The organism is Alkalihalobacillus bogoriensis ATCC BAA-922 (assembly GCF_000621445.1).
GTDB lineage: Bacteria > Bacillota > Bacilli > Bacillales > Bacillaceae_F > Bacillus_AO > Bacillus_AO bogoriense.
This window is the reverse complement of the sequence record NZ_KK211280.1, coordinates 39,886-63,643: the sequence shown is the minus strand read 5'-3', so window position 1 is coordinate 63,643 and position 23,758 is coordinate 39,886. Positions and strand designations below refer to the sequence as shown.

24 protein-coding genes are annotated in these 23,758 nt (G+C 36.7%); 16 read left to right on the top strand and 8 right to left on the bottom strand.

The annotated features are described in order from the left end of the window. The first annotated feature begins 12 nt into the window (after positions 1-12). From glpK to T323_RS0123225, 3 genes are all read left to right on the top strand, one after another. Positions 13-1,542, top strand: a complete 1,530-nt coding sequence (gene glpK, locus T323_RS27560) for a glycerol kinase GlpK (RefSeq protein WP_051556697.1) — start codon at positions 13-15, stop codon at positions 1,540-1,542. Between the two features lie 205 nt (positions 1,543-1,747). Further along, on the top strand, positions 1,748-2,302 hold the full coding sequence (locus tag T323_RS0123230) for a glycerol-3-phosphate responsive antiterminator (RefSeq protein ID WP_026675416.1): 555 nt from the start codon (positions 1,748-1,750) through the stop codon (positions 2,300-2,302). A gap of 101 nt (positions 2,303-2,403) precedes the next feature. Next, entirely contained in the window at positions 2,404-3,114 is a 711-nt protein-coding gene (locus tag T323_RS0123225; RefSeq protein WP_051556696.1) for a Crp/Fnr family transcriptional regulator, read from the top strand. Between the two features lie 227 nt (positions 3,115-3,341). Here T323_RS0123225 and T323_RS0123220 read toward each other — a convergent pair whose 3' ends face one another. Continuing rightward, a complete protein-coding gene (locus T323_RS0123220; RefSeq protein WP_026675414.1) occupies positions 3,342-3,869 on the bottom strand; it encodes a hypothetical protein in 528 nt (175 codons plus the stop codon). Between the two features lie 129 nt (positions 3,870-3,998). On the opposite strand from T323_RS0123220, the gene T323_RS0123215 reads away from it, so the two are divergent. The 5 genes from T323_RS0123215 (at position 3,999) to T323_RS0123195 (ending at position 7,527) form a co-directional block, all read left to right on the top strand. Then, positions 3,999-4,721: a YwiC-like family protein gene (locus T323_RS0123215; RefSeq protein WP_026675413.1), complete on the top strand. Its 723-nt coding sequence runs from the start codon at positions 3,999-4,001 to the stop codon at positions 4,719-4,721. A 48-nt stretch (positions 4,722-4,769) separates the two neighbouring features. Continuing rightward, on the top strand, positions 4,770-4,946 hold the full coding sequence (locus T323_RS28590) for a YjzC family protein (protein WP_084309386.1): 177 nt from the start codon (positions 4,770-4,772) through the stop codon (positions 4,944-4,946). 634 nt (positions 4,947-5,580) lie between these two features. Then, a complete protein-coding gene (locus tag T323_RS0123205; protein WP_035179796.1) occupies positions 5,581-6,333 on the top strand; it encodes an alpha/beta fold hydrolase in 753 nt (250 codons plus the stop codon). A 70-nt stretch (positions 6,334-6,403) separates the two neighbouring features. Continuing rightward, positions 6,404-7,306, top strand: coding sequence for an NAD-dependent epimerase/dehydratase family protein (locus T323_RS0123200; RefSeq protein WP_026675411.1), 903 nt, complete (start codon positions 6,404-6,406; stop codon positions 7,304-7,306). Between the two features lie 38 nt (positions 7,307-7,344). Beyond that, on the top strand, positions 7,345-7,527 hold the full coding sequence (locus T323_RS0123195; protein WP_026675410.1) for a hypothetical protein: 183 nt from the start codon (positions 7,345-7,347) through the stop codon (positions 7,525-7,527). Positions 7,528-7,566: 39 nt separating this feature from the next. Here the strand turns inward: T323_RS0123195 and T323_RS0123190 are convergent, their stop codons facing one another. Then, complete coding sequence (locus tag T323_RS0123190) at positions 7,567-9,162, bottom strand: peptide chain release factor 3 (RefSeq protein ID WP_026675409.1); 1,596 nt, start codon at positions 9,160-9,162, stop codon at positions 7,567-7,569. Positions 9,163-9,440: 278 nt separating this feature from the next. Here T323_RS0123190 and T323_RS0123185 point away from each other — a divergent pair, with 278 nt between their 5' ends. From T323_RS0123185 to fabF, 4 genes are all read left to right on the top strand, one after another. Next, positions 9,441-10,391 (top strand): BMP family ABC transporter substrate-binding protein, encoded by a 951-nt coding sequence (locus tag T323_RS0123185; RefSeq protein ID WP_026675408.1) that lies wholly within the window; start codon positions 9,441-9,443, stop codon positions 10,389-10,391. Positions 10,392-10,414: 23 nt separating this feature from the next. After that, positions 10,415-10,594: a ComZ family protein gene (locus T323_RS0123180; protein WP_084309385.1), complete on the top strand. Its 180-nt coding sequence runs from the start codon at positions 10,415-10,417 to the stop codon at positions 10,592-10,594. A 303-nt stretch (positions 10,595-10,897) separates the two neighbouring features. Continuing rightward, on the top strand, positions 10,898-11,836 hold the full coding sequence (locus tag T323_RS0123175; protein WP_026675406.1) for a beta-ketoacyl-ACP synthase III: 939 nt from the start codon (positions 10,898-10,900) through the stop codon (positions 11,834-11,836). 34 nt (positions 11,837-11,870) lie between these two features. Then, a complete protein-coding gene (gene fabF / locus T323_RS0123170; RefSeq protein WP_026675405.1) occupies positions 11,871-13,109 on the top strand; it encodes a beta-ketoacyl-ACP synthase II in 1,239 nt (412 codons plus the stop codon). A 47-nt stretch (positions 13,110-13,156) separates the two neighbouring features. Here fabF and T323_RS0123165 read toward each other — a convergent pair whose 3' ends face one another. The 6 genes from T323_RS0123165 to T323_RS0123140 all read right to left on the bottom strand — a co-directional run bounded on the left by T323_RS0123165 (position 13,157) and on the right by T323_RS0123140 (position 18,757). Next, the gene (locus tag T323_RS0123165; RefSeq protein ID WP_035179792.1) at positions 13,157-14,125 is read right to left on the bottom strand and encodes an LCP family protein; all 969 of its coding nucleotides are present in this window, start codon (positions 14,123-14,125) and stop codon (positions 13,157-13,159) included. Positions 14,126-14,266: 141 nt separating this feature from the next. Beyond that, the gene (locus tag T323_RS28585) at positions 14,267-14,491 is read right to left on the bottom strand and encodes a sigmaY antisigma factor component (protein WP_084309384.1); all 225 of its coding nucleotides are present in this window, start codon (positions 14,489-14,491) and stop codon (positions 14,267-14,269) included. Continuing rightward, the gene (locus T323_RS0123155) at positions 14,488-14,805 is read right to left on the bottom strand and encodes a YxlC family protein (protein ID WP_035179789.1); all 318 of its coding nucleotides are present in this window, start codon (positions 14,803-14,805) and stop codon (positions 14,488-14,490) included. Before T323_RS0123155 ends, T323_RS28585 begins: the two co-directional genes overlap by 4 nt. Before the next feature lie 2 nt (positions 14,806-14,807). Next, a complete protein-coding gene (sigY, locus tag T323_RS0123150) occupies positions 14,808-15,320 on the bottom strand; it encodes an RNA polymerase sigma factor SigY (protein ID WP_026675402.1) in 513 nt (170 codons plus the stop codon). A 33-nt stretch (positions 15,321-15,353) separates the two neighbouring features. Continuing rightward, the gene (locus T323_RS27555) at positions 15,354-17,912 is read right to left on the bottom strand and encodes a CBS domain-containing protein (protein WP_051556695.1); all 2,559 of its coding nucleotides are present in this window, start codon (positions 17,910-17,912) and stop codon (positions 15,354-15,356) included. A gap of 257 nt (positions 17,913-18,169) precedes the next feature. After that, positions 18,170-18,757: a cell wall hydrolase gene (locus tag T323_RS0123140; protein ID WP_026675401.1), complete on the bottom strand. Its 588-nt coding sequence runs from the start codon at positions 18,755-18,757 to the stop codon at positions 18,170-18,172. 297 nt (positions 18,758-19,054) lie between these two features. Here T323_RS0123140 and T323_RS27550 point away from each other — a divergent pair, with 297 nt between their 5' ends. The 4 genes from T323_RS27550 to T323_RS0123120 all read left to right on the top strand — a co-directional run bounded on the left by T323_RS27550 (position 19,055) and on the right by T323_RS0123120 (position 23,175). Beyond that, positions 19,055-20,185 carry a D-alanyl-D-alanine carboxypeptidase family protein gene (locus T323_RS27550; protein ID WP_051556694.1) on the top strand — a complete coding sequence of 377 codons (1,131 nt, stop codon included), beginning with the start codon at positions 19,055-19,057 and terminating at the stop codon, positions 20,183-20,185. A gap of 71 nt (positions 20,186-20,256) precedes the next feature. Continuing rightward, positions 20,257-20,562 (top strand): antibiotic biosynthesis monooxygenase family protein, encoded by a 306-nt coding sequence (locus T323_RS0123130; RefSeq protein ID WP_026675400.1) that lies wholly within the window; start codon positions 20,257-20,259, stop codon positions 20,560-20,562. After that, positions 20,559-20,939: a hypothetical protein gene (locus T323_RS0123125; RefSeq protein WP_026675399.1), complete on the top strand. Its 381-nt coding sequence runs from the start codon at positions 20,559-20,561 to the stop codon at positions 20,937-20,939. Before T323_RS0123130 ends, T323_RS0123125 begins: the two co-directional genes overlap by 4 nt. Positions 20,940-21,015: 76 nt before the next feature. Next, positions 21,016-23,175: a DNA topoisomerase III gene (locus tag T323_RS0123120; protein ID WP_026675398.1), complete on the top strand. Its 2,160-nt coding sequence runs from the start codon at positions 21,016-21,018 to the stop codon at positions 23,173-23,175. Positions 23,176-23,758 lie beyond the last annotated feature (583 nt).

Here is a 23,758-nt window from a genome sequence, read left to right as displayed (position 1 = left end):
GAGGAGAAATATATGGAAAAAAAATATATTCTATCATTAGACCAAGGTACAACGAGCTCAAGAGCAATCTTATTTAATAAAGCAGGGGAAATTGTTCATAGTGCACAAAAAGAATTCACGCAACATTTTCCTAATCCAGGATGGGTTGAGCATGATGCCAACGAAATATGGGGTTCTGTTCTATCCGTCATTGCAGAAGTATTGTCGGAATCAGAAGTTAAACCTGCTGAGATTGCCGGCATCGGCATTACAAATCAAAGAGAAACAGCCGTCGTTTGGGATAAAAATACTGGTAAACCTGTTTATCATGCTATTGTATGGCAATCACGACAAACGGCTGACATTTGTGAGCAATTAAAAGCAGATGGGTATAATGATGTTGTTCGTTCAAAAACAGGTTTGTTAATCGATGCTTATTTTTCTGGAACAAAGGTCAAATGGATTTTAGACCATGTAGAAGGTGCGAGAGAAAAAGCAGAAAACGGTGATTTGCTATTTGGAACAATTGATACGTGGCTAATTTGGAAGCTAAGTGGTGGAGTTGCTCATGTTACCGATTATACAAACGCATCAAGAACATTAATGTATAATATTTATAATTTAGAGTGGGATCAAGATTTATTAGATATGTTAACTGTCCCTGCTTCCATGTTACCAGAAGTACGATCATCTTCAGAAGTCTATGCACATACTGTTGATTATCATTTCTTTGGTCAAAATGTTCCAATTGCAGGTGTTGCAGGTGACCAACAAGCAGCTTTATTTGGGCAGGCGTGTTTTGAAAAGGGAATGGCCAAAAACACATACGGAACAGGTTGTTTCATGTTAATGAATACAGGCGAAACAGCTGTTCCATCTGAGAACGGATTGTTAACAACAATCGCTTGGGGCATTGATGGGAAAGTTGAATACGCATTAGAAGGAAGTATTTTTGTAGCCGGTTCAGCTATTCAATGGTTAAGAGATGGACTTCGTATGATAAAGTCAGCTCCAGACACTGAATCATATGCTGCAAATGTTGAGTCGACAGATGGGGTTTATATGGTCCCAGCGTTTGTAGGGTTAGGAACTCCATATTGGGATAGTGATGCACGTGGAGCAATTTTTGGTTTAACACGCGGAACAACGAAAGAGCACTTTATTCGTGCAACATTAGAATCGTTAGCATATCAAACAAAAGATGTGTTACAAGCAATGGAAGCAGATTCAGGCATTGAATTAAAGAAGCTTCGAGCAGATGGTGGCGCTGTTAAAAATAATTTCCTAATGGAATTCCAAAGTGACATTTTGAATGTTGAAGTAGAAAGACCAGAAGTAAATGAAACAACGGCACTAGGCGCAGCCTATTTAGCTGGCTTAGCCGTCGGTTTCTGGGCAAGTAAACATGAAATATCTCAAAATTGGAAGGTAGAACGAACATTTGAAGCAACAATGAATAATGAAACAAGAGAACAGCTATATGATGGATGGAAAAAAGCAGTCGAAGCAACAATGGGTTTCAAACCAGTAAAACGAGTGGAAAAAACAGAGCAATCTGTGTAAGATGACAAGTTAATGAAACGTCGAGGTCGATGAGAGGACAACAACAACTGCGAACATTTTATGTTCGTTAGTTTGTTGTTGTCTTTTTTCATTGTAAAAGAAGGGAACGTCCCAGTATAATAAAAAAAATAAAGAGGTCAACTTAACGCTTGTATAGAAAATGGTAAAAGAGAGACAGACCGTAGTAAAAGAAGGGGGCGTAATTTTGGACTTTAACGGGCAAAAAGTACTTCCAGCCATTAAACAAATGAAAGATTTTGAAACGGTGTTAAACAGTGAGTATGAATATATGGTCATGTTGGATCTTCATATTTCACAATTAGCTGGGATTATGAAATATGCAAGAAGTAAAGGGAAAAAGCTTCTATTGCATGCCGACTTAATTCAAGGACTAAAAAACGATAAATATTCAGCGGAATTTTTGTGTCAATGTTTAAAGCCAGCCGGACTCATTTCGACAAGAGGAGAAGTGTTACAAACGGCTAAAAAAAATAACATATTGGCCATTCAACGGTTATTTCTACTCGATACGATTGCACTCGAAACGAGTTATAAGCTAGCTAAAAAAATCCAACCAGATTTTATTGAGATTTTACCTGGGGTGTTACCAACCTTTATAAAAAAAGTAAATGAGGATACGAAAATTGATATTATTGCGGGGGGATTAATTTATGAAGAGCAAGAAATTACCAGTGCTATTGATGCAGGTGCAAAAGCAGTGACAACCTCAAGGAAAGAGCTTTGGAATTATAGATCGTAACATTTTTTGACTTTTATATATTTCCACTATGAATAAATAATAAAGGGTGATATAGTGAATTCAGATTCGTGCAAACTGCTTTGCACAAAAGAGGTGTTCTAATGGAAAATAAAGCTTTGCCGTTTAAGCGGTTCTTTACTGAATTATCACCCGAAAATCAAAAAATCCTTTTGGAGATTGGAACATCTTCTGTAGTAACGGAAGGAACAAAGTTATTTTCTGAAGGTGATAAGCCAGAATTTGTTTATCTTATTCGCTCTGGAAAGGTTAGTCTTAGCAAGATGACGATAGACGGGAAAGAAATATCAGTCCACCTTAAGCAAAAAGATGAATTAGTTGGTGAAGTTGGCTTATTTAATGAAATGAGTATTAGTGTAACGGCGACCGTTCAAGAAGATGCTGAGCTAGTAAGGTTTGAAACAAATCGATTAGAAGAATTGTTTTATGTCAACGGTGAAATTGCAGTCGCTTTTATGAAATGGTTTGCGAGACATACACAATCAACACAAGCAAAATTTAAAGATTTGTTATTATGTGGAAAGTCAGGGGCGCTTTATTCTACATTAATCCGTTTTTGTAATTCATATGGAATTGAGCATGAAAAAGGGATATTAATTAATGTGCAGTTAACAAATCAAGATTTAGCCAATTATATCGGTACCGCTAGGGAAAGTGTAAATCGAATGTTAAATGAACTAAAAAAGAAAAACGTCGTGATGATGGAGAATGGTTTTATCGTCGTAATGGATTTAAAGTTCTTGAAAGATTATTTACACTGCGGTGATTGTCCAATTGAGATTTGTACAATATAAGAAAAAAAGAGACCAAAGAGCTTTAAGCTTTTTGGTCTTTATTTTCTAGATAAGAAAGCATAAAAGTTTTGGTCTAGCAGTGAAGTATTGATTGATTATTCTAGAAGAGCGAAGGCTGCGCACCTGCGCGTTTCACCCCAAGAAAAGCACTTGGGGTTCACTGTTAAAAGCGGGCAGGGCTCCGCACTTCGCTTGAAACGAAAAGACGCTCCCGCGTTTTTCTTATTTTACCATTGGCTCGTAGCTTTTAATTTTAAATCAGTTCCTGAAAATACTTCTTCACCGAATGTCGTAATGACAGTTGCAGATTGAACGAGAAACGGTTGAATAGATTCTAGTACATAAGAGAGTAAAATCCCTTCCCCTAACTTTAAAGGCCCGTTAAATACTTCAATTTTTTGACCTTCCATTGATCTGTATTGCGCTTCTAAGAGAAAGGTTTGCCATTCATGAAAACGATGCGTAATGGTTGCGATATCTCCATTTTTTAAAAATCCAACATGGGCGCTATCGTCATTAATTTGAGTGACATCACATGTATGAATTAATTCTTGAATATAATGATGAACTTGCTCAAGAGCATCAAAGTCATTGGGAGGAAAATAAACGATTAATTGATTTTTCTCGCGATTTTGTTCAAGCTGAATTGTAATCTTCCCAAGCTTTTTATGAAAACGTGTGCCAACTTGAAGTAAAGGCGCAAGTAGGGCAGTAACATGTTGCTCATTTTTATAAGTTAAACATACTTGTAACATGAGAAACACTCCTTTCACATTAACAATAACAAAAACAGTTTCATATGGAAGTGATGAATATCACAGTGACAAGACTCACATCAACGATAAAATGAAAGATGTATAATTAAGATAGAGAGGGGGAGTAAAATGAACTGGTTTATTCCTAAAGAACATGGAGCGTGGGCAATGTTGTTTGTTCCTTTATTACTAGGTACCTTTTTATATCAGCCAAATGGATATCATTTATTATTTTTTATAAGCATAACGCTTTTGTATATGGCCACTAGCCCATTTTTAGTGTTTGTTCGAAAACCAAAAAGAAGAAAAGAAGCACAACCTGCGTTTTTGGTTTATGCAGTGACTGGAATTCTACTTTTAGTTCCTGTCGTCATAAAGTTCCCGTTTCTGTTTGTTTTTTTCATTATAGTGTTCCCGTTATTTACCTTAAATATCATGTTTGCTAAAGTAAAACAAGAACGTGCTTTTTTAAATGATGTAGTAGCAATAGTCGCTTTTTCGATCCTTTTGTTAATGTGTTCGTATATTGCGGTGCAAGAAGTTCCACTTACAGCTTTTATTGTAGCGGGTCTTTCAATCGTTTTTTTTGTTGGAAGTGTTTTTCATGTTAAAGTTTTTATCCGAGAAAAAGGCAATTCAACCTTTTTACACTTGGCTAGAGTGTACCATTCGCTTTGGATTATCGGTCCATTACTTGTAGGGTTACCTGCTATCGCCATCATATTTTCCTTCAGTTTCATAAAACATTGGTTGATGCCTGTTAAACAAAAATTTAAGCCGATAACGATTGGAATCATTGAGATCATCAATAGCCTCTTTTTTCTAGTTGCGGTTCTTGTATTTTTCTCATGAATCAGCTTCCTTTAGGACATAGTAATAAAGAAAAGGAGGAGATTGAATATGGGACAAAATCGGCAGTTTGACCATGGTCAGAAAGCTCCGAATAATGGGATTTATGTTGAAATCGGTGAAACAGGAACTGAAGTGCAAAATCCTAAATCGGTAAAATTAAAAGCCGGAGATACTTTTCCTGAAACGAGTAACCATAATCGTAAATGGAAATTAAAACACAAATAAAAAAGGAGCATCAAGGGGGAGTCTCCCTTTGATGTTTTTTTATTGAAAGATAAGAAAAATTTTGGTGTAGCAGTGAAGCTTTGAAAGCTATTTCAAGAAGAGCGAAGGCTCCGCACCTGCGCGTTTCACCCCAAGAAGAGCACTTGGGGTTCACTGTCAAAAGCGGGCAGGGCTACGCACTTCGCTTGAAAGAAAAGACGCTCCGCGTTTTTCTTATTTATCGTGTAATCAAGCGGCCATGAAAACCGTTATCTGTTAACATGGCTAGCGTTTTGGAACGTTGGTGGACATAGGAGCAGTTAATCATAATAAATTGCTATGATTGTAGTTGCTTTTGCGTTAATTAGCGCTCCTATGACAGCTAAAAAACGGAAACCTGTATCTGTTCACAAATAACGGCTGCTCTGACCACGAAAACAGTTCGCATCGGTTATTCAATATCATGTTTTCGTTACATACTCATAAACTGGAGAGTAAAGAGAGAAACAACAATGTAATAAAGGATGTTTTTGTAATAAAAACCATGAGAAGAATCCCCATTTTTCATAGCATTCATTGCGTTTTTTTAGCGATTGCATAATGTATAAGGAGGGACATAACCCCCGATTTACTATGCAAGGAGAAGGTGTGCCTTATGAACGAACGGTTTTTTTCGATAGATGGTCAATGGAACGTCGTTCATCTTCCTGAACAGCCCAATGGTTTTGGGGTTTTGCTGCTCGGTGATCGAAATTATTTTGTCCAAAGCAACAATTCGTCCTGGTTGCAAAACCCTGAACGAACGTTTTTTTTAAAGGAATTAACACAGGCAGGGTATACCGTGTTTACGTCCAATTTATACGGTAACCATTGGGGAAGTGAACCTGCGTGTCAACTGGCTTTACAGCTTCATCACGTATTACAAAGACAAGAAATTTTAAATGATAAAGTTCATATTATAGCTGAAGGTATGGGAGCATTAGTCGCGGTTAAGCTGCTACAACAAGCACCAGAGCAATTTCGTTCGGCTGTGCTAATTAATCCTTGTCTTCATTTATATCGGTTTTATAAAAAAGAGCGGAAAACGAAGCTTTTTTATAAACGGTTATTATATGAATTATCTGAAGCCTATGGTGTTGATACGAGTGAGGTAGAGGCGAAAGTGTTAAAAAAGAATCATCTGTGGCAACTTGAGCAGTCGCCACCAATTCGTATGGTGATTGAGATGGGAAACGAGCCATTTTCATTGGAAGACCATGGACGCAGATTTGAACAATATCAGCGTCAAAGAGGACTAGAAGTATCGTTATCGTTACATTTACCGAAAAAACCATTTTCCTATTATGCACATCCTACACTGTCTCATTTGAAAAAAAATGAAAAACTTGAGAAAAAATCCTCGTTGTAACGAAAGAGGATGTTTCAAAGAAAAAAGCTTTGAGACATCCTCTTTACAAATGAAGGGGAGGAGAATATAAATGAAAAAAGTAATGGTCACCGGTGCACTTGGTTTTATTGGCTTCCATTTATGTGAAACTTTACTTAATGAAGGGGTTGAGGTAATAGCTGTTGACTTTTGTACACCCTCTTCTCCACTAGTTGAAGAAAAGCTGTTCTGTTTCGGTAGAAATGCATTGTTTCATTATAGAAATGAAAGTATTCAGGATGTAATCAAACAAGATATACTTAAGCAGTGTGATGTGGTATATCACTTAGCAGCCATTACGTCTTCCTATATCGGGTGGTCTAAATTTGATCAATTATTAAAAGAAAATGTGGAGGCTACAAAACAACTTGTTGAACATAAGTCTTCTTCATCACGGATGATTTATGCTTCTTCGATCGATGTGTATGGAGAACGATTTGGAGAGTTAACGGAAAAGACACCAACTTCCCCAAGTTCCGCGTATGCAATGACAAAATTAGCAGCAGAACGTTATATTGAAAAAAGGGATGACAGGGAGATCATCACCTTAAGATTGCCAACCGTTTACGGTCCTTGGCAGAGGGAAGATATGGCTTTTCACCAAGTTTTGCTACAAAAAGAAAATAATGAACCGTTACAAATGAAAGAGGACCGTAATACGGTTGATTTACTTTATGTAACAGACGTTGCTCAAGCCTTTTATCTAGCAGGAACAACGAAAAAAGTGAATGGAATATATAATCTAAGCAGTGAAGAAGTTGACGAATGGTATCGCGCTAAATCTATCCTATTAGACGAACCGTATAAAATGCCACATTCATCTCAAAAAACCTTCATATCAAACAAAAAAGCAGCAAACGATCTTCAGTTTAAAAAAAGAACGTCAATCGAAGCAGGACTAAAAAGACAAGAAGAGCATGTCAAACAGTGGAAAGCATTATATAATAACGTATAGAGGGGATTGTCCCCTTTCAAGTCAGAGGGGGGATAAAGTTGGAGAAAAAACAAGTGCTCATTAGCACATTCCTGTTTGTGATTGTGACGCTTATTGCCTATATCATACTAGCGATATTCTTGAATATAAGTGAAGGGACAGCTGTAGTTCTAGCAATACTATTAGGAATTGGTTCTGAATTTGTCTACAATATATTGAAGAAAAAAAACGCGAAGAGGTAGGATAACATCTTTTCGCGTTTTTTATTCGAATAATAATCGTTAATTTAATTTTGCAAATGAATTTTCGTAAAATGAAATTTCTGGGTATTTGTCTTGTGCGGTCCGTAATTGGAAATCATTTTCAAACAAGACAACAATTCTTCCATCTCGGTCAGTCACTAGATTTCTTTGCATCTTCTTGAATTTTTCCATGTCTTTTTCAGGACCATGTACCCATCGAGCAATGGAAAAAGGAATACGTTCAAGAATGATATCTACTTTATATTCATGTTTAAGGCGATATTCAAGCACTTCAAATTGGAGCACACCTACAACTCCAACAATTTGTTGTTCAATGACTTTATTGTACGTTTGAAAAAGTTGTATGGCACCTTCTTCTGTTAATTGTTTTATCCCTTTTTCAAACGATTTATGTTTTAACGCTTCTTTTACTGTGACGGCAGCAAAATGTTCTGGTGAGAAATGAGGCATTTCACTAAATTCAAAATGATCGTCTTCAACTAATGTATCTCCTATTCGGAAAGTACCAGGATCAAATAAGCCGATAATATCTCCAGCATAGGCTTCTTCAACAATGTTTCGATTTTGGGCTAAAAATTGCGTAGGCTGTGAAATCTTGATTGTTTTACCTAGTCGTACATGGTTTACTGCCATCCCTCGTTCAAATTTTCCAGAAGTAATTCGCAAAAATGCAATGCGGTCACGGTGAGCGGGGTTCATATTCGCTTGAATTTTAAAAACAAAACCTGAAAATTTCTCTGTTTCTAGCGGGGAGACAACCCCTTTATTACTTTCCCGCTTTGTTGGATAGGGGGCCATTTCTAAGAAGTTTTCTAAAAATGTTTGAACACCGAAATTTGATATTGCACTTCCAAAAAAGATAGGAGAAAGTGTACCATTTCGGATAGCTTCCTCATCATAAGGATCACCAGCCACATCAAGAAGTTCCATTTCTTCTCGAAATTGGGCCAGTAAGCTTTCGTCACCTACAATCTCATCAATTAGTGGGTCATCTGGTCCTGTCACATCTTTAACATCAATAGCACCACTGTCATCGGGATTAAAAAGCTCCACTCTTTTATTGTGACGATCATAGACACCTACGAAAGATTGACCCATTCCAATTGGCCAATTCATTGGATAAGAACGAATGCCTAGTAATTCTTCTAGCTCCTCCATTAAATCAAACGGGTCTCTTCCTTGCCGATCTAATTTATTCATAAAAGTAAAGATGGGTATACCGCGCATTTTACAAACTTTAAATAATTTTTTTGTTTGGGCTTCTACCCCTTTTGCCGCATCAATTAACATTGTTGCAGAATCTGCTGCTGTTAAGGTACGGTACGTATCTTCACTAAAATCTTGGTGTCCAGGAGTGTCTAATATATTGACTTTGTATCCGTTATACTCAAATTCAAGGGCAGAGCTCGTAACAGAGATTCCTCTTTGCTTTTCGATTTCCATCCAATCGCTAAGTGGATGTTTTGAATTTTTTCGTCCTTTTACAGTACCGGCTTCACGGATAGCTCCACCAAAATAAAGTAATTTTTCTGTTAATGTCGTTTTTCCCGCGTCTGGGTGAGAGATAATCGCAAAAGTACGACGTGCTTGCACTTCTTTATGATAATTGTTCATAAAAATCCCCTTTACATGTCATTCTTTCTGATTATAACAGGTGAAAATTAGATATGCATCTTTTTGTCAATCTTTTCATGTAATATTTCAATAACATTAAAAAATGATTACAGATATGAGGATAAGAGGACTTTTCTCTTATTTGTCGAATGATTACATGTTAGAATCCTTATAAAAATCAAGGTAATTCCTTCCATGTAGTTAATTTGTTGCGGTAATATCGTTAAAAATCCAGTATAATTAATTTTGGTTAAAAAGATAAGGGAGTTGTCTTACTCATGCGAAACAGATTTGTTATGGCCTTACTCATTTTCGTTTTAGTTGGGACAGGCTGTGCGACTACAAGTTCTACATCTAGCATACATAGAGTAGGTTTATTAGTTGAGGATACAATTGATGACCAAGGGTGGAACAGTAAAGGCTATCAAGGGCTATTACAAATACAAAGTAGTTTAAAAGTAGATGTCCAATTTAAAGAAGAAATAAATAGCTTATCAAATGCAAAAATGGCAGTCGAAGAATTTGCTCAAAATGACGTAAATTTAGTTTTTGGCCATGGGCGAATATTTGCTGAGTTTTTCACGGAAATAAAAGATGAGTATCCACATATTCATTTTGTCAGTTTTAATGGAAGTGTATCTGGTGATAATATTACAAGTTTGCATTTTGAAAGCCATTCGATGGGTTTTTTTGCAGGGATGGTAGCAGCACAAATGTCTGAAACTGATCATATTGGTGTCATTGCTGCTTATTCGTGGCAACCAGAAGTAGCTGGTTTTGTTGAGGGCGTTCATTATCAAGACGAGTCTATAAAAGTTTCTGTTGATTACGTAGGCGATTGGTCGAATACTGAAAAAGCATTAGATATTTATGAGGGTATGTCCAAGTTAGGTGCCGATGTTTTTTATCCTGCTGGTGATGGCTTTCATGTCCAATTGCTTGAGGAAATTAAAAAAGAGGGCAAGTTTGCGATCGGATTTATTAGTGACCAATCTGATTTAGGTGGTTCTACCGTGCTTACGAGTACGGTTCAACATGTAGATGCGTTGTATCAACTGGTTGCAGACCGATATAGCAAAGGGGAACTTGAATCAGGGAATTTATATTATGACTTTGCAGATGGTGTCATTTCGTTAGGGCAGTTTAGCTCTCAAGTACCAGATGATGTGCAAGCAAATGTCAATCAAGCGATTAAAGAGTATGTACAAACAGGAAAACTTCCTGAGTAACAATGAATATAGGAGGTGTAAGTATGGATCCAGAATTAAAAATGAAATTTATGCAAATCGCGATGAAACATATGCCTGAGGCAAAGGCATTACTTGATAATAAAGGAATCGAATTATCGATGGATGATTTGCAACCGGTGTTAAATATGTTGTTAAGCGTCATGAACGAAGCATATGAGCTTGGAAAAGAAGAGAATAAGTAAATGATAAAGCTATTAAAGGTTTTTTTCCTTTAATAGCTTTGTTTGTAATGGTGCGTGGACATGGCGTGGATTTGCTCAGTGAGATGGATCGGATAGTCATATCTACATGAAAAAACAAAATCTGTTATGCATTAACATTACTTTTGTTTGTCCATACTCATAATACAATTCACTTTATAATTTGAAAAATAATGTTATGAAAGCATGATACATAGACAAGGAAAAAAAAATCAGATAAAATTGGTATCAGGTCTTAATATTTACCTGTAAACTAGAAATAGTAGAAGGTAAGGGGGAAATGATATGACAAAAGCTGGTATCTTAGGTATGGGAAGAAGTTTAGGAGATCAGGTTGTAACCAATTTAGATTTTGAACAAAGATTAGATACAACAGATGAATGGATTCGAACGAGAACAGGGATTGAAGAAAGACGAATTGCTTCTGAACAGATAGACAGTTCACACATGGCCTTTGAGGCAGCAAAAGAAGCATTACAACAGGCAGACACTTCACCCGAAGAACTCGATTTAATTATTGTCGCTACAGTAACACCAGATATGGCTTTTCCTTCTGTATCAGCAATCATTCAAGAACAGTTAGGGGCTTCTAATGCAGCCGCAATGGATATAAGTGCAGCTTGTGCTGGGTTTATTTATGGTATTGTGACCGCGCAACAATTTATTGAAAATGGTGCTTATAAAAAGATTCTTGTTGTTGGTGTGGAAAAGTTATCAAAAATAACGGATATGAATGATCGAAATACAGCTGTATTATTTGGTGATGGTGCCGGAGCTGCTGTACTTGGTCCTGTAAGTGACGATAAAGGAATTTTAGCCTTTGAATTAGGAGCCGATGGAACTGGTGGTATGCATATTCATTTACAAGATGAATTCCTGTATATGAATGGACGAGAAGTCTTTAAGTTTGCTGTTAGACAGATGGGTGAATCTGCCCTAGGAGTTATTGAAAAAGCAGGTTTAACAAAAGAAGATGTCGATTTTTTAGTTCCTCATCAAGCCAATATTCGTATTATGGAAGCTTCAAGGGAACGTCTTGACTTGCCACCTGAAAAGATGGCAACAACAGTGAAAAAGTACGGGAATACATCAGCATCTTCCATTCCAGTTGCGATGGTAGAAGAGTTAAATAACGGGAAAATAAAAGATGGAGATGTTCTTGTCCTCGTTGGGTTTGGAGCAGGACTTGTCTGGGGTGCTGTTGCGCTTCGTTGGGGTCGTTAAAGTGAAAAATTAATAGTAAAGGAGAGCGAGATAAATGGAAAAAAAACGTGTTGTTATTACGGGAGTTGGGGCTGTTTCACCGTTAGGTTTAGATGCAAAAACGATGTGGAACAACGCCATTAATGGTGTATCAGGTGTTGGACCATTAACGAGAGTCGATGTTTCGAAATTCCCAATGAAAGTAGCAGCTGAGGTAAAGGACTTTGATCCTACTGCTTTTATGGATCGAAAAGAAGCGCGAAAGATGGATCGGTTTACACAATTTGCGGTAGGTGCATCTATAATGGCGTTAAAAGATGCTTCACTTGAAATTACAGATGACATAGCCCCGCGTGTAGGAGTTTGGATCGGTTCTGGTATCGGGGGAATGGAAACGTATCAAGAGCAATTCCGTATTTTTGAACAAAAAGGATACCGGCGCGTAAGTCCTTTCTTTGTCCCAATGATGATCCCTGATATGGCGGCAGGACAAGTATCGATTGTAACTGGTGCAAAAGGAATTAACTCATGTTCTGTAACCGCGTGTGCATCTGGTACGAATTCAATCGGGGATGCTTTTAAAGTCATTCAACGTGGTGACGCTGATATTATGATTACAGGTGGTGCAGAGGCCCCAATTACAGACATGGCTGTAGCAGGATTTAGTACAGCGAAAGCAATTAGTACAAATGAGGATCCGAAAACAGCATCCAGACCATTTGATGCTAATCGTGATGGCTTTGTTATGGGTGAAGGTGCAGGTATTGTTATTTTGGAATCATTAGAAAGTGCATTACAGCGTGGCGCGAACATTTATGCTGAAATCGTTGGATATGGTGCAACTGGAGATGCATACCATGTAACTGCACCAGCACCAGAAGGAGAAGGTGGCGTGCGAGCAATGTCACAAGCCATTGCAGATGCAGGGTTAGAACCACATGAAATTGATTATATGAATGCACATGGAACAAGTACGCCATATAACGATAAATATGAAACAATGGCGTTAAAGACCGTTTTTGGAGACCACGCATCAAAGTTAGCCGTGAGTTCAACAAAATCAATGACAGGTCACTTGTTAGGAGCAGCTGGTGCGGTTGAAGCTATATTAACTGTAAAAACAATTCAAGAAGGAATTATTGCTCCGACAATCAATTATGAAACACCTGACCCAGAATGTGATTTAGACTATGTTCCAAATGAAGCAAGAAGACAAGAAGTGAAAGCAGCAATGAGTAATTCATTAGGCTTTGGTGGACATAATGCAACATTAGTATTTAAAAAATACGAATAAAATAAAGCTGTAGCAAGGTCAACGTCGTTTGAACTTGTTACAGCTTTTTAATTTGTGGCGTGATGTGGTGAGAGATTAAAAAATTCTTGAAGAGCCAATTTGTTTTTTTCAATATCTAATTCCAGTACTTGTCCGGCATGAAGATATCGTTTATCCTCATATCCATCTTGAACAGGAATGGTTAATGTTTCGACTTCATCAACAGGGTGAAGGACAAAATCTTTTCCTAAGCTAATGACTTTTCCTGTCGTCATATTCGTATCAACATACGGTTCAACCGAACCAACAAGCTGTGGAATTCTAGTTAACCCTTTTAATGTTAACAATTCGTCTTTTAGTAAACTAATCGTTTCTTGTTGACGGCGAACCCTTCCAAAATCATTTTCATGATCACTACGGAAACGCACATAATTTAATAATTGTTTTCCATCGAGTGTTTGGACACCAGGATAAAGATTAATATCATTTTTATGGACCATTCGTTTCGGAACATTGACAGTAATACCGTCCGGTGCAATTAAGTCGACAACATGGATAAATCCTTCGAAATTAACCATAGCATAATAATGAAGGTCAATATCAAAATTTTCTTTAATCGTTTTTCGTAATAGTTCTGGACCACCAAGAAAGAAGGAAGTGTTAATTTTATTGTTTTGATAACCTGGAATGGAAACATAACTATCACGCATAATGGAAGCAATTTTGAATGATTCATTTTTAGGATGATATTGTGCAATCATTATCGTATCTGTTCTTGCTTTTTCATCTTGTCTGGCATCAACACCGACAAGAAGGATATTAATCGGTTCATTTTCAATCGGATGTTCTGAATTAAATTCGATATCGGTGTTTTCTGTAGGAAGTTGTTCATTTTCGGGTGTTGTGTTGTCATCAAGTTGCTGCAAAGAAGCATTACGTCCGGTTTGAAATTCACTAAATACATATAGAGAAAATGCAATCCCGATGAGGACGAAAAGTAAGAAAAAGAATATGATGGGTTTCTTTATAAACGTCATAAAAACCCTCCCTATACTGATAGGTAACACACAATCACACAATCTGTCTATAACAATGTAGTTATAGTATGAACTGTTAATCTCATGTTATGAAATGAAAAATTGTACAGTTTTCACCAACAATTGGGAGGGATAGCTTTATTAGGTACGGTGACGTTTTGAAAAGAACTTCTTCTTTAAGAAACGTGACCATAATAAATAGAAAAGCAACGGGGAAGGGAAATGAATCAGTCCCCATATCCCCCAAAACCACCGATGATGTCCTCTTCGTCTAGCATCAATAAATAACCAAGTACTTTGTGCAAGCAAGATTAAGGCAATGACAATCCAAAAATAAATCGGCATGTCTTCAGGTTTTATATTCATGAAACATCATTCCTCATTTGTTGAGACCTTCTTGTATAAAGAACATAACTCAGGCCCCCGATAATTATAATCGCTTGAAGGAATAAAAGACCTAAGAAAAAGTGAGCATATCCCCAGATAACGATAAACAGAATGAACAGAGAAATGAACCAAAAAATGAAAAGTTCCTTTATGAGTTTTTGTTTTTGTTCAGCTTGTACTTTTACAATAAGGTGTTCGAAGTTTTGTACTGTAGGTGGTTGTTCTTTTATAGTGCTTTCCATTTTATATAAGGCCTCTACAATTTTTTTTTCTGATTTATTTTTTTCTTCCATCACTATTGTAGCTCCTTTCTTACTTGGGTTAACGCCCCGTGAACTCTAGATTTAACGGTTCCTTCGGGTATATCAATCATTGAACTAATTTCCTCATACGTGTATCCATAATAGTGCTTTAAAATAAGTGGGATTCGATAATCGCTTGAAAGTTTCGTTAATACTTCAATCACTTCTACCCATTCATCATTGTTAGGGGCATTTTCATATAGAAGTTGATGTACACCTTGATTTTGTAGCCACTTTGTCTTTCGTTTTTGTTTCCGAAGTTCATCGATATATAGGTTTGACGCAATCGAGAGAAGCCAAGAAGAAAACTTTGCTTTTCCGTTATATTGATGGATTTTTTCAATGCTTTTTATCATTGTCTCTTGTGTAATATCTTCCGCTAAAGACGGATGAAGGGTTATCTTCAAAAGATAATGTTTAACGAAAGTATAATTTTGTTGCAATAGAATGGCAAAAGCACGTTGATTTCCTTTTTTCGCGGCTTTTATTAAGTCTTTTTCTTCCATCCCTCTTTGCCTCTTTTCTTTCGTTCGTTTTTCCTATTCGCTCTCCCATTGCTCCTTAAGCCATGCGACAGCTTGCTCACGAGTTTGAATTTGATTGTTTAAATATCTTGTTTCGATGTCAAGTATAATTGTTTTATAGATAGGGCCAGCTGGTGTGATAAGCGAAGCTAAATCACTACCAGTAATTAGGGGTGGTATCGTTTTGCGTTTCCACACATACTCCAGCAATCGTTCTTGTTGTTCTTTTTGTGTAAGGTACAAACTAAAAAGTATTAGTGGGAAGTCATCGTATTTATGCAAATGTTTATGGTATTGACCTAAAGATGTAAACAGAATCCCTTTCCATTTTGAAACGAGTTGAGTGCATTCGATAACTTGTTTTCTTTCTGCTTTAGCCTCTGTTTCCCATAGCTTCAGTACTTCATTTTCGTTTGCTTCCATAAAAGGAAGTAAAAAATAATAAAACCAGTGTTGTGTTGGCTTATAATCAAGCTTAGCTTTCCTTATGGAAGATGTTAGTTTTTCAATGGTGTCAAAGTCTTGTTTCTTTAAAGAACGACCGATAAACGTTTCCCAAAACAAGAGAGAATTTAGCCGTTGCATAATGGCACCCACTTGAGCTTCTTGAAATAATCGCTTTACCTCGGCAATTAGTCGCTTGGATGATATATTTTTTAGTCCATTTATCGATTGGAACGCGAATTTCTCTGTTTGCTCATCCATTTGGAACTGGAAACGAAGTTCAAACCGAACGGCACGAAGAATACGAGTAGGGTCTTCGACAAAACTTAATGGATGTAAAACTCGAATTTTTTTTTCATTAATGTCCAATAGACCGTTGTATTCATCAACTAAGAAGCCAAATGTTGATGAGTTTAAGTGAATGGCCATAGCATTAATTGAAAAGTCACGTCGAAATAAATCCTCTTTTACATTCGACTTTTCCACTGTTGGCAGGGCAGCGGGTTTAACGTAATATTCCGTTCTTGAACTTACGATATCGACTTTTATACCGTCTTCTGTTTTCCAGCTTGCGGTTGCAAAAGGCTCATGGTCTATACAGCTTCCACCGAATTTCTGAGCTAATTCGTTTGCAAACTGAATGCCATCGCCTTCAATGACAATATCAATATCATCATTCGGACGCTGTAAAAATAAATCACGCACAATCCCGCCAACTAAAAAAGCACGAAGGTTCTTTTCATCTGCTAGTTCACCTATTTTTTTTAGTAACTTGTATTCAGTGGTTGAGAAAAAAGCTTTCATTTTAGTAGTAATGGTATCATCTTTTTCTGTTAGACCGTGTTGTTTTTTTGGGTTGTTCAGAGTCTCTATAACATTTGTTCTTGAAATAATCCCAACCAATGTATTATTGTTCATAACGGGAAATCGCCCGACATTATGTTGAATCATTAATCGTTGTATCTCTTCTAGTGGTGTTATTGTTTCAACTGTGAGAACAGGTTGGCTCATATAAGCTTTGGCAGGGGCATGGCCTAAACCGTGATGGATGCCTTTGTCGATATCTCGTCTAGAAATCATTCCGATGACTTTTTCATTTTCCACAACTGGAAATCCTGTATGACCATATCGAAACATCATTTCAGCAACATCTTGTAATGACGTTTCAGGAGCAATCGTTTTAACAGGAGCAGACATCATATGTTTTGCTATAACTGCGGGAGTAATCATCGACTTGATTTCACTTACGATTTGTTCATTCAACTCTTCTACCGAGCCGTTTTTAATCGAAGCAGATGCAGCCATCGGGTGACCGCCTCCACCTAATTTTTTTATAAGAGGTAAAAAATTGATTCGTTTTGAGTTTGCACGTCCAACAACAAAGGTACGGGAGCCCATTTCAACAATTGTGATGACAGCATCAACTTCCGTTGTAACTAAGAGTTTTTTTGTGATGGTAGCTAACCCTGATGTGTATGTTTGTTCCGAATGTGTACAAATTGTGAGCGCAATCCCGTCATGAAGATATTCTGTTGATTTTTGTAAAAGATTGTAAAAAAGTTCATGATTTTGGTTTTTTATTTGTTTTGTCATACGAGTAATGAATTCAAGATTCATTCCATATTGTAATAACGCAGATGCAATTATAAAGTCACGGGTTGTTGTCGTAGGGTGAGTAAAAGCACCTGTATCTGTGTATAACCCTAATCCAAATAAAGTCGCTTCTATTGGTGTGAGCGGAATCTCTTTCACCATTAATCGTTCAACAAGCAATGTAATTGTTGCACCTACTTGTTCAATCGTACTATCTTGTGTTGCTGTAATGGTTTGTTCTAAAGCAGGATGGTGGTCAAAGATAGTGATATGTAAGGGGTGTAATTGTTCATGTTTTAATCCAGTGCGTTCAATGGAATGAACATCGACTAAAATAAGATGTGTCACTTCTTTCCAGTTTATTTCCTTTGCAGAGTAAAAAGAAAAGTGGTCGCGGTATAACGCTAAATATTGCTGGACTTGAACATGTTGACTATGAGAAATCACCATTTTTGCATCTGGATATAATTTTTTTGCTGCAACAAGAGAGGCAAGAGCATCAAAATCTGTGTTTGTATGAGAAACAATAATTTCCAACTATAACCTCCCCTTTCTTTATAAGATAGTTGCTTTCCACTATTGATAACATACCATTAAATACAGTTTTCCGAAAGTCGTTAGAAGGACGTGTTGAACACGTTGTGATTCAAAATGAACCATTTAATATTTTTTTTCATTTAAAAAAATAATAGAAGTAATAGTAAGACGTTTACACATAAAAAAACGTTCAGAACAAAATAAAAAAACCTACTTTTAATTAAAGTAGGTGAGGTGTGTAATTCTATACTGAATATCTATTTTGCAAATACGTGGTTTCCAATTCTCACTGTTACTTGACGAGACAGGATCCATTGATTTGTAGAAGTACGAGGATTATAAAAGTAAAGAGAACCTGCACCTTGGCCACGGAAAGCAAGTGCTTCGTTAACTGCGCGTCTAGATTCGGCATCAGATGCACGATTAATTCTTCCATTTTGAACAGGTGTAAATGCATGGTGACCATGTGAAACTTCATAAATTACACTACGAACGGTATTTGGGAAATTACGATTATCTACACGGTTTAACACTACTGTTGCCACAGCTACTTTTCCTGCATATGGTTCTCCTTCTGCTTCTGCACGAACAAGTCTTGCTAATAAGTCTCGGTCAGTAGCTGATAAACTAGCAGGAATTGTTAATCTCTCTCCAACAAAAATGGTATCTGACTTACGATTGTTTCTTAATTTAATAGACTCGACAGGTACACCATAATGAGTACCAAGTTTCCATAATGTATCACCACTTTTTACAGTGTGAACGGTGTTAGCGTCTGCTTCTGTATTAAAACCAAATAAGGTAAATGTCAAAAATGCGAATGTTAACCATACTATTTTTTTCATGTGAAAACCTCCTAGTTGTTTATCAATCTCGCAATCACAATGAATAGACTAACAAATACTAGATTGAAAGTCGCTAGGGGAGATTTCCCAGTGAGAAATGCAAGGGTTGAAAACACTAGTAGTGATATAGTACCATTAACGATTGTTACAATTAGATAACATTCTTTTTTTTATTTTTATGTTGATAAAATACTGGAAAATGAATTGTAATAAGAGTGTCATATAATTGAAAAGACAATATTATGAAAAATCGGTATACTAGGAAATAGGATTGTCGTATGGAAGGGGAAACCAAGAATGATACAAAAGACTGGCATTTCTTTTTTTATAATTATGATATTAGTCGCGATTGCACCTTTCTCCACTTATGCAAATATCGTTGAACAAGAATTTGAATTGCATAGTGAAACGGCAATTCTGATTGATGCGAATTCTGGAAAGGTATTATATAACCAAGAGAGTAAAAAACAAATGTACCCGGCAAGCTTAACAAAAATTGTGACAGGCATTATTGCATTAGAACAAGGGAATCCTGAAGACATCGTAACAGTCAGTAAAAACGCTAGAGAAGTAATTGGGACACGTGTATATTTATTGGAAGGCGAACAAGTTCCATTATATAAGCTTGTTCAAGGATTGATGATTAACTCTGGAAATGACGCTGGTTTGGCAATTGCTGAACATTTCGATGGCACAGAGCAAAGATTTGCAGAGCGGATGAACAAGTTTGTCCGAGAAGTGATCGGTGTAAAGGATACCAATTTTACTAATCCACATGGGTTGTTTGGTGAAGAACATTATACAACAGCTTATGATATGGCTAAGATTACACAATATGCGATGAAAAACAAAGAGTTTCGTGACATTGTCGCAACAAGAGAATTAGAGTGGAAAGGCGAGGGATGGGAAACAACCATTGTTAACCATCATCGTTTATTAGGTCATTATGACGGTGTAACAGGAGTAAAAAATGGTTACGTCGGGCAAGCAGGCTTTACGCTTGTTACAACAGCAAGTCGGAATAATCTTGATTTAATTGTAGTCACGTTAAATGCGCCTACAGCCCATCGTTCAGTTCAAGATACGATTCAATTATTAGATTACGGTTTTCAACATTATGAAACAAAATGGATTGCTGGTGGAACTGAATATAAAGATCAGTTTGGAAACAAATACAATTTAAGTGAAGACTTAGCTGTGACGGTTCCAAAAGGGGAAAAGCTTACTATCGAAATTAGTGTGTATGGGTATATGCGATTGTTAACAGAGCAAAATCGCCTTGTATTAATAAAGCCTTTAGAACGACCTATAACATCAGCTTTCACTCAAGTAAAAGAAGAGCATATTGAAACGGAAAGTAAAGTAGAATTAAATCAAGGATTGTACGAGTCCATCATTTCAACACTCCAACAAGTTGAGAAAAAGTAGTCCTAATAGCAATAGAATGATGAACCATGTATAATGAAAAGCAAGTAAGTTTCATTGTTCGGAGGGATTCAATGTTTATCGTTCACTCTACTTTTCTTGTTCCAACAGAAAAAGCAGAAGAGGTTATTTCGATTTACCGATCACGTTCAAAATCTGTAGATAAAGCAAAAGGGTTTCGTCATTTTCGATTGTTGCAAAATGATAAAAAGCAAGGCGAATTAACTGTCCAAATTGAATGGGACACAAAAGAGGATTATTTAGCATGGGTTCGCAGTGATGACTTTAAGCAAATTCATGAATTTGAAAAAAAATATCCAGACCAAGAGCTTGCTTCCATTATTCCAATTGTTAAACAATACGAGGTGGTTGCCTTGTGATCACTTTTCCTTATCCTCAATACCACCCATTAATAGATGAAGTTGTACTACGAATGTATGAGGCATTCCCAGAGCTACATCAGTTTGGTGAAAAAGGGAAACAAAAATGTAGAGAAGATAATGAGCATCACTTTCACCACCTTGAAACCGCATATCAACTAGATAGCGAAGAAATTTTTGTCGATTATGCCATTTGGCTGAACGGAATTTTGGTTCGTCACGGAATGAAGACGAGCCACCTCATTGATAATTTCGAACGAATTGCTGTCGCTATTACAGGAAACATTGAAAAAGAAAAAGAAGAGAAATTTCAATTGTATATCCATCAAGCCATTCAAGTTCTTCGAATGGAAAAGACCAGGAACGAGCAGGTGTAAGTGGACTTGCTCGTTTTTTACTGAACTGTATAGGAGTAACGACTAAGCAGTTTGAGAAGAAAGAAGGAACTAGAAAATGAAAGTCATTATTGCGGAAAAACCTGACCAAGCAAAAACACTTGTATCACAGTTTAAACATAAAAAAGCGGATGGCTATATTCTTGTTTATCCAAATGAGTTATTTCCCAATGGTGCTTACTGTACTTGGGCAGTTGGCCATTTATTACAATTATCTCCTCCAGAAACGTACAATCCAAAATGGAAGAAATGGGATATCGAAAGTTTACCTATAATCCCAAATCAATTTACATTTGATACGATCCCTTCTAAACGAAAGCAATTTCACATTATTCGACAACTTGTTCATAAAGAGGAAGTCACTGAAATTATCCATGCAGGAGATGCCGGGCGGGAAGGGGAATTAATTATTCGCCTCATTTTGCATGAATGTAAAGTAAATAAACCGTTAAAACGATTATGGATCTCTTCTTTAACGGAAGCAGCTATTTACGATGGGTTTTCCAATTTGATCGATGAAAAAGAAACAAAACCTTTGTTTTTCGAAGCTTATACAAGATCTTGTGCAGATTGGGTAATTGGTATGAATGCTTCCAGAGTTTTTACAATTTTATTAAAACAACGAGGATATGAAGATGTATTTTCTGCGGGTAGAGTTCAAACACCAACATTAGCGTTAATCGTTAAACGGGAACGAGAAATTGCTTCGTTTACATCAGAAGAATTTTGGGAAGTAGAGGCGGACTTTTCGTTTGATAAAGGAAGTTACCGCGGGAAATGGATGAAAGATGGAAAGAGTCGGTTAAAAACAAAAGAACAAGCTGAAAAAATCGCGCAGTTTTGTGAAGGAAAGTCATCAATAATTAAAGAGTTCGAAACAGAAAGAAAAACGTTTAAACCTCCACTGCTGTTTTCATTATCTTCCCTTCAGGCGAAAACAAATCAGTTATTTAAATATTCACCGAAAAAAACATTAGATATTTTGCAACGCTTATACCAACGAGGGCTCATCTCCTATCCTCGTTCTGATTCTTCGTATGTGACTAAAGGAGAGGCGGCGACATTTCCACAAATTTTAGCAAATGTGAGCGAGTATGATGAATATAATCATTATTTTCCGTTGCCAAAATCGATTTTACATAATAAACGATATGTGAATGAAAAAAAAGTCACAGACCATTATGCAATTATCCCAACAACAAAAAAGGTAGATATAAAAAAACTGAGTGCAGAAGATAAGAATATATATGACCTTATTGTTCGCCAATTGCTTGCCGCACATTGTGAAGATGCGATCTATGATTATACGACGTTAACTACAACCGTAGATGAACAAGTCTCGTTTCTAACAAAAGGGAAAAAGTGTATCAAGCAAGGATGGAGAAAAATCGCCGCCTTCGCAAAAGAAGAAAAAGACATTTTACTACCTGATGTAAACAAAGGAGATAAAGGTGTTGTTAAAAAAACGATAATTAAAAACGGTAAAACAGAACCGCCAAAACGGTTTACGGAAGGTCAACTTATTACCCTCATGAAAACAGCGGGAAAATATATTGAAAATGATGAACTAGAAAAGGTATTAAACAAAACAGAAGGGTTAGGTACAGAAGCAACAAGAGCTAACATTATTACAATGTTAAAAGATCGAAAATATATCGATGTGAAAAAAAATATGGTGTATGCAACCGATAAAGGAAAACTCCTCATTGATGTTATCGGTGATACGATATTAGCTTCACCGGAAATGACAGCGAAGTGGGAACAGAGATTAGCTGAAATAGGAGAAGGACAAGCATCTGCGAAAGGATTCATGGAACAAATAAAAAAACTTGCTCATGTGATGATTGAAGGTGCAATCTCTTCTTCAACAAATTGGAATGTTTCCCAATATGAACAAACTTCTTCCTTAACATCAAAATATACGTTAGGAAAAACGGTAGGACCTTGTTTACTTTGTAATGGGAAAATCGTCGATAAAGGTGAGTTTTACGGGTGTTCTCATTATAAAAAAACAAAATGTACTTTTACAATTTCAAAAATGATGTTAGGGAAAAAACTAACGAAAACGAATGTGAAAAAACTACTTGAACATGAACAAACAAATGTAATCAAAGGGTTCAAAAAAGGAGAGCAATCATTTGATGCAAAATTGCTTTGGAATAAAGAGAAAAAGAAAATTGAGTTTCAATATGTGACGAATGACCAACAAAAGCAGTAGCAGCACAGGGGAATTCGAGCTGTCCCCTTTTTTAAACGGACATAGGATCCCTTAAATTCTAAAAATTACGGGTTTTTAGGGTGCTTTTGAGTAAATAGTAGATCGTATGTCTGTAATGAATTGAAAAAAGCTCATTTTCTATTAAATAGCCGAACACATGTCCAAACGAAATAGAAAGCAGTGAAGCTTTGAAAGCTTATTCAAGAAGAACGAAGGCTGCTCAGCTGCGCGTTTCACCCCAAGAAGAGCACTTGAGGTTCACTGTTAAAAGCGGGTAGGGCTCCGCACTTCGCTTGAAAGAAAAGACGCTCCGCGTTTTTCTTATTGTTTAGGAAACTATAAAATACGACTTGTGTAAAACATTGCTCTAATACATTCTTAGAATGAATTAGGGATTTGGAGTACTATGAGACAAGCAAGAAAAGACCCAAGTGAATCATTCAACACTTGGGTCGGGTTTATCTTTTGGTGGTTATGGGAAGTAAGCGGTCATGAAAACCGTTATCTGTGAACATGGCTAGCGTTTTGGAACGTTGGTGGACACAGGAGCAGTTAATCATAATATATCGCTAGGAATAGAGTG